At 64.0% G+C, this 10873-nt stretch carries 8 protein-coding genes and 2 pseudogenes; 9 read left to right on the top strand and 1 reads right to left on the bottom strand.

The features are described from left to right. Nucleotides 1–202 precede the first annotated feature (202 nt). The gene (locus EDD25_RS02605; RefSeq protein WP_241986303.1) at nucleotides 203–571 is read left to right on the top strand and encodes a heavy-metal-associated domain-containing protein; all 369 of its coding nucleotides are present in this window, start codon (nucleotides 203–205) and stop codon (nucleotides 569–571) included. A gap of 143 nt (nucleotides 572–714) precedes the next feature. Here the strand turns inward: EDD25_RS02605 and EDD25_RS02600 are convergent. Then, a pseudogene (locus EDD25_RS02600) lies at nucleotides 715–972 on the bottom strand (transposase); the annotation flags it as partial. A 9-nt stretch (nucleotides 973–981) separates the two neighbouring features. Here EDD25_RS02600 and EDD25_RS02595 point away from each other — a divergent pair. The 8 genes and pseudogenes from EDD25_RS02595 to EDD25_RS02560 all read left to right on the top strand — a co-directional run. Beyond that, nucleotides 982–1245, top strand: a pseudogene (locus tag EDD25_RS02595) (transposase); the annotation flags it as partial. Between the two features lie 544 nt (nucleotides 1246–1789). Then, nucleotides 1790–2455: a DUF3105 domain-containing protein gene (locus EDD25_RS02590; RefSeq protein WP_134171903.1), complete on the top strand. Its 666-nt coding sequence runs from the start codon at nucleotides 1790–1792 to the stop codon at nucleotides 2453–2455. 106 nt (nucleotides 2456–2561) lie between these two features. Further along, on the top strand, nucleotides 2562–3074 hold the full coding sequence (locus tag EDD25_RS02585) for a DUF4395 domain-containing protein (protein WP_166671177.1): 513 nt from the start codon (nucleotides 2562–2564) through the stop codon (nucleotides 3072–3074). A gap of 954 nt (nucleotides 3075–4028) precedes the next feature. Next, nucleotides 4029–4637 (top strand): ATP-binding cassette domain-containing protein, encoded by a 609-nt coding sequence (locus tag EDD25_RS02580; protein ID WP_134171901.1) that lies wholly within the window; start codon nucleotides 4029–4031, stop codon nucleotides 4635–4637. Further along, nucleotides 4634–6136 carry an ABC transporter permease gene (locus tag EDD25_RS02575; RefSeq protein WP_134171900.1) on the top strand — a complete coding sequence of 501 codons (1503 nt, stop codon included), beginning with the start codon at nucleotides 4634–4636 and terminating at the stop codon, nucleotides 6134–6136. Before EDD25_RS02580 ends, EDD25_RS02575 begins: the two co-directional genes overlap by 4 nt. Nucleotides 6137–6372: 236 nt before the next feature. Continuing rightward, nucleotides 6373–7314, top strand: a complete 942-nt coding sequence (locus EDD25_RS02570) for an alpha/beta fold hydrolase (protein WP_134171899.1) — start codon at nucleotides 6373–6375, stop codon at nucleotides 7312–7314. A gap of 55 nt (nucleotides 7315–7369) precedes the next feature. Next, entirely contained in the window at nucleotides 7370–7573 is a 204-nt protein-coding gene (locus EDD25_RS02565) for a hypothetical protein (protein ID WP_134171898.1), read from the top strand. Next, a complete protein-coding gene (locus EDD25_RS02560; protein ID WP_134171897.1) occupies nucleotides 7573–10848 on the top strand; it encodes a beta-phosphoglucomutase family hydrolase in 3276 nt (1091 codons plus the stop codon). Before EDD25_RS02565 ends, EDD25_RS02560 begins: the two co-directional genes overlap by 1 nt. Nucleotides 10849–10873 lie beyond the last annotated feature (25 nt).

The raw sequence follows: 10873 nt of genomic DNA, 5'->3' as shown, positions 1-10873 counted from the left end.
CCGAGGGCCTGCACCTCGATGCGGCGCAGGCGCTTTAGGTAGTCACCCTTGTCGGAAATATACCCGTGATGATGGGGCGCGGTCTCCGTTTCGATGGATTCATTCAGGAGAACGGTATACCCCGTGGAGGTATTGGGGTACAGTGGGTTTTCATACCCCTCGGGGGTACTCGTAATCGAAAGGACTGCAGCTTATGTGCACAATGAACCAGAACGAACTCGGCCTGACCGACGCCTCCTGCGCGTGCGGAACCCACGCAGAGGAGACAGTGAGTGAATCCTCGTGCGGGTGCGGAACCCCCACGCACGAGAAAGCAGCCGCAACGTCATCCGACAGTGCCGACGCGGGCAGGATCACGAGCACCTGGGCGGTGTCTGGAATGACTTGCGAGCACTGCGTGAAGAGCGTGACAGAGGAGCTGAACCAGATCGAAGGCGCGACCAATGTGGAGGTCGCCTTGGTCTCCGGCGGGCTCTCTCGGGTGACAGTTTCAAGCGTGCGCGAGCTGGACCGTGACGTGGTCGCCGCTGCGATCGACGAAGCCGGCTACGAGTTGGTAGCCCAGCCCTAATCCTCAATCCACCGGTCTGCAGGTGACGTAGTCTCAATTTCGTTTTGAGGGGGATTTTGGCTGGCGGGCGCGTTTGACGTGTGCGCCTCTCTGCGTGCGGTGTTCCACTGGAGTTCCTGGTTGCGCCCGTTGGGGCTGGGTGGCTATGTGGTGGCTGTTCCCGGTGGTCGGCAGGCGGCGGTGAACAGGGCGTTCCAGCCGGTTTCCCATGGCCAATCTGTGGGCAAGTGCAGCTTGATGCGACGCGCGGAGGTGGAGATCCTCGCGGGGATGTTGATCAGTTTGCGGCGGATGGTGGGCGTGGTCGCTTTGCCAAAGGTGGGGCTGGCCAAGGTCCCGACGGCGCGGGTGAGGTTAAAGGCGACGCACGTTAACACGAGCCACGCCGCATTGGCAGTGAAAACTCCGAGGGCGTGTTCACGGCCAATGCTGCCTGGCTGGTCATGGCTGTCATGGCGTTTAACTTGACCCGCGCCGCCGCGACGATCGCGGGCAACGGTCTCGCCCGATCGACCACCGCAACGATCCGCCGGAAACTTGTCAGCGTCCCCGCCAGAATCTCGACCTCCGCGCGGCGCATCACCCTGCACCTGCCCGAACACTGGCCCTGGGAGAAACCCTGGACGGTCCTGTTCAACCAGAACTTCCGGCCGAGACACCCCGTCCCCACCTGACCAACCAGCCGATAACGGCATCAACAGGAGCACCAGTGGAACACCCGGGCCGCGAGACCCGGACCACACCCACGCCCGAAACTCCAAAAGATCGCCGAACCGAAATCAGGATCCGATCAGAGGCCGACCGGTGGATTCAGGCTTAGTCCTCAGCGTTGACGGACCAACCGTGCAGAGCGCACTCGCGTCCGGAGCGCCGAACCCGAGGCATACCCCCATTGGGTATAATGAAGGGTGGGTGTTCACCAATTACTACACTCACGACACGCCAGTCGAAGAAGTCCGACTCGGGCGAGAGAGGGGCTGCATTCTGCCGCTAGCCAGCCCGCCGTTGCTTACGGCGCTGTCCATCCGAATCTGATTTCGCGCCGATTCTGTCTCACCGCAGCCAGAACCAGCGCCGGCGCTCTCCAATTGCTGAACCGACTCGACGGGCTACGCCCACAGCGACGCCACACTAACCTGACCGGTTTGGGGTACTCCAGTTTCGCTGTGCAGCACTGCCGGTTGGAGCGAGTAGCCCCTAACCCGAGAGACAAAGATCATGACCCAAGATTCCAGACCCACTGAACCATCACTGACGGAGCGCCGTACGGCCCGCCGCGCAGTCAAGGTTGCAACACTAAAACGCGAACAATCCAAGGCCCGCCGAAACCGGGCGATCGCAATCACGATCGCCTGGTCTGGCGCTGCAGCAATAGTCCTCATGGTAATTCTCGTCGTAACCACCAACGGAACCTCAACGAATCTAAAGCCTGGCGCTGACGTGAATGGGGTGCAACTCTTTGCAAATCAGACTTCGACGCACGTCGCCGGCACGGTGAAATACACGCCGCTGCCTCCCGTGGGCGGTGACCACTCAGCCGCACTCCTCAATTGCGGCGTCTACTCCGAGGCAGTCTCCAATGAGAATGCCGTGCACTCACTCGAACACGGCGCAGCGTGGGTAACCTACGACGACGCCGTCGTGACTGGGGACCAGCTTTCTACCCTGCAGAAAGGTATCCCCGCCACCTATGCGGTTTTGTCGCCGTTCCCGGGCCTTTCTTCGCCGATCGTCGTGTCCGCCTGGGGCGCACAACTGAATCTCAGCGCTCCGGATGATTCGCGCCTGGCGGCCTTCATGGCCAAATACCGAAACGCGTCTTCCGCGCCGGAACCGGGCGCGCCCTGCTCCGGAGGCATCGACGGACCAGGCAAGGTGACGTGATCTGGCATGGGACGAATAGATTCCGCCGCACCGTGCCGGCCATGAGGCACAGCACCGACCCATGCCAAATCCACCGACTTTCCCACGCACAGTAAGAAAACCAGAAATGAATAATGAGGAAACCAAAATGCTCAATGAATTTACGAGGACCAACCTAGACAAGCAAGGATTTGGAAATCTTGATGAGGACGCCAAGTCCTGCTACGCGGGGCCATTACGGTTCGCGCCGGGAGTGGGCACCGTACTCATCGTTGTTGGACTAACTTTGCAGTCGCCCGCTTTTCTGGGGATTGGGGCTATCGTCCCGCTCAGTGGGGCGCTCTTTCCTCGCGGAATGATTCTTGACCTAATTTATAATTTGGGCATCCGGCACTTATTTCATCGACCGGCGCTTCCGCCCACACCGACACCACGCCGGTTTTCGTACCTTCTCTCCACCGTGCTGCTGACGGGCTCAGCCGTGTCCTTTTATTTTGGGTTACCAACGGTGGCAATCGTCTTGGGAGGGGCGGTCGCTCTCGGAGGCTTCATGCTCACCACCACCCATTGGTGTCTTGGGTCGTGGATCTACCGGCTATTTTTCCGACATTCAGCCGCGCCGGCGGCAAGAACTGCTTGACACTGTTGGTATCGTCGTCGACTGCACGCCAGCCAAGACTGGTGCCGCAGACATTTCGCAAACTGCTCGAGCGCACAGTTCAGGATTTTTGCCGATAGTCGCATGTCGACCGTTGGCGCTTTGCTGCCAATCCGCCCGTAGGTCCACCGCGTACGGAAGCGTTGCGGCGAGGACGCATCGGGGTCGGCACCGCCGCCTCCCGCCGCAGGGAGAGTCGCCATGCAGTGCGCAGCACGAGATTGCTAATGCGTCCCTGTCCCTCGGGATGGCCCACGGTGTGGAAGATGTCGCGCAAGACAAGCAGAACTAATGTGGCCCCCCACTGCGCCAGCCAGCCGGATCATCTACCTTTATCCCCGACACGGTGTCGTCACATCCACCGCCTGGCGTACATTCACCGATCACATTTATCCGGCCAGGCCACATCGGCTTGAGCGCGATGTGGGCTACCACGGGGATTCAGACCGCGGAATTAGTGAATATTTTACGCTGCCAAAGCTGGATGCTGATCACCATAGTGGACTTCGTTGGGGGATCGGTAGTCGAGCGTGGCAGCGGTTGACTCTGCTAGAACGCGACGACAGCCGGCGCGGCACCCCCGAGCACGGCCCGCAAAGCCGCGAACGAAAACAGTGCAGCGTCACGCCGCGCACCGGATAGTGATGGAACAGGCACCCAGGGCGGCAGTGATCCACAGCATCCGCAGCCGAAGCGCGCATATTGGGATAATGAGTCATGTCCAATCGCACAGAGCTGTCTGGTTCGTACCCGGACTGGGCTGCAATGTCGGCCATCCAGGTGCCTATCGTTCTTTTTGGTCGTGTCCGGGGGATCGAATACTATGCAGGAAGAAGAGCGTGAAAATGGCCCGCAGCCACGGCGAACATGTACAGCACGGCGGGAGCGCGCAGAACGGCAGGCGGGCTCAGGATCCGGTAGCTCCAAGCTTCCGGCATTGCGAAGTCGTATCGACGCGGCCTCTGGCCGTTCGGTCGGACCCGCCAGATCCTCTCCGGTGTCGATCTCGCCCTGCATCCCGGCGAAGTGGTCGGCCTTACCGGTGAGAATGGCTCCGGCAAGTCGACCCTGATGAAAATCTTGGTCGGTGAGATACGCGCCGACCAAGGAATGATTTCCCGTAGCGGACGGCTGGGCTACTGCCCGCAGACGCCACTCGTCTACGACCGCTTGAGCTGTGACGAACATTTCGACCTGTTCGGTCGGGCCTACGGCATGACCGAACAAGAAATGGCAGCGTCACGAGAGTCGATCTACAACGAGTTCGGCTTCAAGCGATACGCGCGCACTCGTGCCGATCAGTTGTCCGGTGGAACACTGGCAAAGCTCAACCTCGGTCTCGCTCTGCTCGCAGACCCCGATGTGCTCCTCCTCGACGAGCCCTCATCTGGCTTCGATTGGGATACCTACCAACGATTTTGGGTTCTCGTCGCCGAGCGTCGCGCAGCCGGACGGACGGTAATGATCATCAGCCATTTTGTCGTCGATGAGAACCGTTTTGACCGGATCCTCGACATCCAGGACGGCAAGGTTGTCGTGCGATGACCACCTTGGTGTTTGTCCAACGCTTTCTGAACGACTACGCACGCAATCCCGTCAACCTGCTTCTGCTCATCGTTGTGCCCACGGTATTCGTCCTCGCCGTGAGCGGGGAGCTGGCGTCGTTTGCGAAATTACTCGGCGGCCCGGAGGGGCCAGCGATCGAGTTAGCGACCGCGGGCTGGGCCGCCGGATTCATGGCCGGTGTCGCCATGTACTTCCAAACGGCAACGACACGCGGCACCGATCGACGAGTGGTCATCGCTGGCCTGCCCGCGGCACGGCTGGCCCTCGCCCGTCTGGTCACTGGCGGATGCCTTGCCGTGTTGGCCGCCGCAACGGCCTTGCTCGCCCTCGTCGCCCGCACCGGGGTGGCCGACTTCTGGCGCGCCTTCGCCGGGACCCTCATGTTTGCTGCCATTTACATCGCCATAGGCGCCGTGGTCGGGGTGCTCGTACGAAATCCGCTCAACGGCAGCGTCATCGTCTTGTTTGTTTGGATCGTCGACGTGTTCTTCGGCCCGGCGATGAGCGCCGGCGACAACGTTGCGACCCGCCTTCTGCCGACCCACTACGTCACGCTGTGGATGATCGACCTGCCGTCGGGCCACAGCGGACCCGTCGGTGAACTGGGCTGGGCACTGATCTGGACTGCCTCCGCGGTTGGCGCAGCCTGTGCCCTCATCATCGCCCGGACCCGCACCGCCGCCGGACTCGGGCGTTCGCCCAGAGCGGGATCACGCCGTTCCCAAACCGCAGCCGCTCTGCGGGCCGCCTGGCGGGACAACCGACGCAATGCCGCCCTCTGGGCGCTCCTCGTCGTTGTGCCGGTGGTGTTCATCCTCGGCGTCTACGTGGTGACTCCGGACCAACCCATCTCAATCGTGCTGCATGAGAACGGCGAGAACATCACCCGCAGGCTCTCACTCATCGATCCGTACGGTGCGACCATGGTGCCCGTCGCGATCGCGTCGCTAGCGGCGCTCATCGGCCTATTCGGAGTGCTTCAGAGCCGGAATGGCGACCGGAGGGCGGCTCTCGCTGGAATGCGGACCAGCGCTCTCTTGTCCTCCAGACTGGGAATCCTTACCGTTTTCGTGCTCGTCGTGACGGGGGTGGCTCTGGCCACCAGCGCGCTGATCTTTAGTCCCGTCCAGTGGGCGGGATTTGCCAGCGCCAACGTGCTCATCGCCCTGACGTACGGATTCATCGGGGCACTTCTCGGGCCGATTTTCGGTTCCGTCGGCGGGGTGTTTGTCGTCTTCATGCTTGCTTTCCTCGATATCGGCATTGTTCAGAATCCGATGTTGCAACCCGAACCGACCGCGTGGTCTCGTCTGCTGCCCGGTTACGGCGGATCGCAAGTGCTCATCGACCAGACGTTTACCCGAAGTTTCGATGAAGTCGTTCCGCTCCTAGTCGGGTTGGGATGGCTCGTTTCGCTCGGCCTGGCCGTGGTCGCGACGTACCACCGCGCCACACGTCCAGCACGTCCGGTTCACTGAGCGTCAATCCACCGACGACGGGGCTGGGTGGTGTTTTCTGAAATAGTCGGGCCGCGGTCCGCCTGGGCCTGTATGAGCGCGGGGCCTCGCAGCTCGGCAGGGAAAGGTACGGCGCGAGCTAACCCAGCAGCCTGTCACGTCTAAAACTACTTCATACCCCCTTAGGGTATAGTTCGTATTAGACGGCCGGTTCCGACCCGACCCATACCGGCGGGTCGGCGCTTAGAGTGGGCGGCATGGGCAATCGACGAATCAGTGCGGCCACAATTGGGGTCGCACTGGTCGCGGCATCCTTCTGGCCCGCCCGGCACTTCCATTCGGGTCGAGTGCGCCGGTGGCGGCGTGGCGCCGGGGCGCCGGGGCACGCCGGGCGTCTCGGCGTTCGCGTGTTTGGCCATGGCCACCCGGTGCTCGCCCTGCTGCCGGGCATCGGGGCGAGCCAGGCCTTCTTCGGAGCGGCCTATGACCGGTTGGGCGAGGTCGCGACGGTGGTCGTGATCGACCCCCTAGGCTTTGGCGCCTCGATGGATGCCGGCGTCAGCAGCGACTCATTCGGCCTCGAGGAGCACCTCGCCGCCATCACCGGCGCCCTCGGCGCGCTCGGCTTGGACGGGCGCCCACTGCATGTGGCCGGTCACTCGATGGGCGCGTCGCTCGCGATCCAATGGGCAGCGGCAAGCGAGGGCGACATCCGCACGGTCGTCGCGTTCGACGCCCCCCTATACCGAAACCGGGCTGAAGCGGACGAGCGGGTGCGCCATATGGGCTGGTTCGAGGCGTTGCTGTCGACCGGCCCACGCGCCCACGCGATGTGCGCGTGGATGTGCCGGCACCGCTCCGCCGCCGCCGTGCTCGCCGTCGCGCTTAACCCGGCGATGCCGGTGGCCATCGCCAGGGACGGCGTCAAGCACACCTGGTTCTCCTACATTCAGAGCTTCGAGGCTATCGTCGCGGCCGACACTTGGATTGGAGCGATCGCCGCCCTATCCGGCCGGGGGGTATCGGTGCTACTCGTAGATGGAAAGATAGACCCGGTGCCGGTCCCCGGACGTGCCCGCGAGCTAGCCACGGAATTTGCGAGCGTCACCGCGCGCACCCACCGCGGCGGTCACGACCTCCCCCTCGCCTCACCGGGCTGGTGCAGCGACCTGCTCTACCGGCAGGTCGCCGCGGCTTGAACTACTGGTCCTCATCGCCCAGCAGTGATAGGACTGAACGAAGACCTCGGGTGAGGTGGCCGAAATCACTGGCTGGGTGCCGGAATGCGAGTACCCTTGGCAAACACAGTCCGCCGACGTGGTCCTGATGCGCTCGAACCTCCTGAATGTGCCCATCGCCTTGCGCATCGGCATCGGCATCGGAATGGGGAAAATGCGCCAGAACTTGAGCTGGGCCGCCTGCTACAATGCCGTGACGGCGGCGGCTGAGGATATTTGATGCGTCTGGATCACTTGTGGCCAGCACCCGGGCACGCTGACGGCGGCACGGCCTCCGGTTTTGCTGCGGTCATCTTCGACATGGACGGAGTGGTCACCGACACCGCCGGGGTGCATGCTGCGGCGTGGAAGGCGCTCTTCGATCAGACCCTGCCCCGGATCAACGACGCGCTGTCGCCCTTTGACGCGGAGCGGGACTACCGCGCCTTCGTTGACGGGCGGCCTCGGGAGGACGGGGTGAGAACGTTCCTGGCCTCGCGCGGAATTACCCTGCCTGAGGGCAGCGCGGGGGACGGGCCGGAGCAACTCACAGTCCATGGGCTGGCCACCCGCAAGCAGGGTATCCTCGCCACGGAGCTGGCCGGTGGCGGGGTGAAGGTGTTTGCGGATGCGGTGGAATTGCTGCAGGCTCTGGCCGCGGTGCAGGTGCCCGTTGCACTCGTGACCTCCAGCCGCAACAGTGCCGCAATCCTTGACGCTGCCGGGATCGCAGACTTGTTCCCGGTCCGGGTCGACGGGACGGACGCGGTCCGGCTCGCACTGCCGGGCAAACCGGATCCAGCCATGTTCTGGGAGGCGGCCCGCCGACTCCAGGTGGCACCAGCCGACGCCGCCGTGATCGAGGACGCTGCCGCAGGCGTCAGGGCCGCCGCCAGCGGCAGGTTCGGCCTGGTCGTGGGCGTGGACCGAACCGACACCGGGGCCCGGCTCGCCGCAGCCGGCGCGGACGTGGTGGTCCGGGACCTGGCCGGCCTGCGGCCAAAGCTCCTGGGGCCTACCGGGGACGCAGGTGCGTCCTGGTGCGGAGGCGCGAAGGCCGGCACACCGGAGGCCTGGAACCTGGTCTATGACCAATTCGACCCGGTTCAGGAAGGAACCCGGGAGGCGCTGTGCACCCTGGGCAACGGGTACTGGGCCACCCGCGGAAGTGTGCCCGGCAGCACCGCGGACGGCGTGCACTACCCGGGGACCTACCTGGCAGGAATCTACAACCGGCTCAGCACCGACCTCGACGGACGCACCGTCGAAACCGAGGACCTGGTCAACGCCCCCGACTGGGCCTTCCTGACCGTGCGGGCGGCGGACGGGCCCGTTCTGCGGGCCGGTACAGCCGAGATGCTCAGCCACCACCAGGACCTGGACCTGCGCCGCGGGGTGCTGACCCGCACCAACTCCTACCGTGACAGCGCCGGCCGGAGCACCCGGGTTACCTCTCGGCAGTTCCAGTCCCTGGCCGAACCGCACCTGGCCGCCGTGGAAGTGACCATCGAGGCTGAGGACTGGTCCGGTGAGGTGATCGTCGAATCGGCGGTTAATGGCGCTGTGTCCAACAGCAACGTGGCAGCAGATTCTGCTCTGGCCCACGAGCACCTCGTTCCGTCCGACATCACGGTACCGGACGGTGACACGGTGATCTACGAGGCGGATACCAGCCAGTCCGGGATCAGGATTGCCACCGCTATCCGCACGCATACCGGCGGCGACGTCACCGGCCTCCGGCTGATTAGGGAGAAGGCCCGCGCTGGACACGAGATCACCCTGCGCCTGGCATGCGGGATACCGGTGAGAATCGAGAAGACCGCCGCGGTGGCGACCTCCAAGGATCGCGCCGTCTCGACCGCTGGTCTGGATGCTGGACACAGGATCGACCGGGCCCCGGGGTTCGCGGTCCTGCTGGCCGCCCACGAGCGGGCATGGGGGGAACTCTGGGCCAGGTTCGGCATCCGGCTGCAGGCGGGGAGCAGGCAATCGCTGGCCCTGAACCTGCATATTTTCCACGTGCTGCAGACCGTCGCGTTCGCCAGCCCGGACTTGGATGCGGGACTGCCGGCCCGGGGCCTGCACGGAGAAGGGTACCGCGGACATGTTTTCTGGGATGAGCTGTTCGTCTACCCGGTTCTGACCCTGCGCCGGCCTGAATTGACACGGGCGTCGCTGCTCTACCGGTACCGCCGCCTCGACGCAGCCCGGGCCGCAGCCCGCGCCGAAGGCCTGGCCGGAGCGATGTTCCCCTGGCAGTCAGGCAGCGACGGTCGCGAGGAAACCCCCGACGAACTGTTCAACCCGCGCAATCAAATGTGGATGCCAGACAACTCCCGTCGGCAACGCCATGTCGGCCTGGCCGTGGCCTACAGCGTCTGGCAGTACTACCAGGCCACCGCCGACACCGGCTTCCTCGTCGACTACGGGGCCGAGATCCTTGTGGAAGTGGCACGACTGTTCACCTCCATGGCCGTCCACGATCCGACCGATGACCGCTACGACATCAGCGGGGTGATGGGCCCGGACGAATACCACGACGGCTACCCTGACGCCGTGGGGAAGGGGGTGCGCAACAACGCGTACACCAACGTCCTGGCCGCGTGGGTCCTGTCCCGTGCCGCGGAGACGGTGCAGCTACTGGTGGGCCACGACTGCGATCCGCTCCGGCGCCGGCTTGGCCTGGAACCGGAGGAAGCTGCCCGCTGGGAGCGCATTAGCCAGCGGCTGCGGATATCGTTCCACGCCGACGGCGTTATCAGCCAGTTCGAAGGCTACGAACAGCTGGAGGAATTCGACTGGGACGCTTACCGGACCCGGTACGGGAACATTGGCCGGTTGGACCTGATCCTGCAGGCCGAAGGCGACACCACCAACCGGTACAAGCTCTCCAAACAGGCAGACGTCCTGATGCTGTTCTACCTGTTTTCCGCCGAGGAACTACGCGACATCTTCGCCCGCCTCGGGTACACACTGTCACCGGACCTCATTCCGACGACGGTGGGATACTACCTGGCCCGCACCAGCCACGGCTCGACCCTGAGCCGGCTCACACACAGCTGGGTGTTGGCCCGGACCGACCGGCGACAGTCCTGGGCGCTGTTCGAACAGGCGCTGGAGGCGGACTTAGCCGACACCCAGGGGGGGACCACCCGTGAAGGGATCCACCTCGGGGCCATGGCCGGGACCGCCGACATGGTGATCCGCTGCTACGCCGGCGTGGAAACCCGGCAGGACACTCTCTGGATACACCCGGTCCTACCCGCCGCGCTGACCGGCGCAACCTTTCAACTCAGCTATCGGGGCCAACCGGTGAGCATCTCTTTGACCCACGACCGGGTCAGTTTGCGTCTGCACCCCTGCTCGGCTGGCCCCATCAGCGTGTGTGTTGAGGGCACGAGGAAAACTCTGCAACCCGGACAGTTCTGGGATGTGCCCCTGCAGTCTGCACCTGCCCGCACACTGCACAGTTCTCCCGTCAGCGGCGGCACATCAATCGTGGGGACGACGCCGTGAGCGACACTACGCGAACACCCAATAC

Source organism: Cryobacterium psychrophilum (assembly GCF_004365915.1).
Taxonomy (GTDB): domain Bacteria; phylum Actinomycetota; class Actinomycetes; order Actinomycetales; family Microbacteriaceae; genus Cryobacterium; species Cryobacterium psychrophilum.
Note: the sequence above shows the minus strand (reverse complement) of the source record. Positions and strands in the feature narration are given on the sequence as shown.

Bases quoted from the DNA above. Each gene is read 5' to 3' on its own strand.
- EDD25_RS02605 (WP_241986303.1), top strand. From the start codon at position 203: ATGAACCAGAACGAACTCGGCCTGACCGACGCCTCCTGCGCGTGCGGA.
- EDD25_RS02590 (WP_134171903.1), top strand. From the start codon at position 1,790: ATGACCCAAGATTCCAGACCCACTGAACCATCACTGACGGAGCGCCGT.
- EDD25_RS02585 (WP_166671177.1), top strand. From the start codon at position 2,562: ATGAATAATGAGGAAACCAAAATGCTCAATGAATTTACGAGGACCAAC.
- EDD25_RS02575 (WP_134171900.1), top strand. From the start codon at position 4,634: ATGACCACCTTGGTGTTTGTCCAACGCTTTCTGAACGACTACGCACGC.
- EDD25_RS02570 (WP_134171899.1), top strand. From the start codon at position 6,373: ATGGGCAATCGACGAATCAGTGCGGCCACAATTGGGGTCGCACTGGTC.
- EDD25_RS02560 (WP_134171897.1), top strand. From the start codon at position 7,573: ATGCGTCTGGATCACTTGTGGCCAGCACCCGGGCACGCTGACGGCGGC.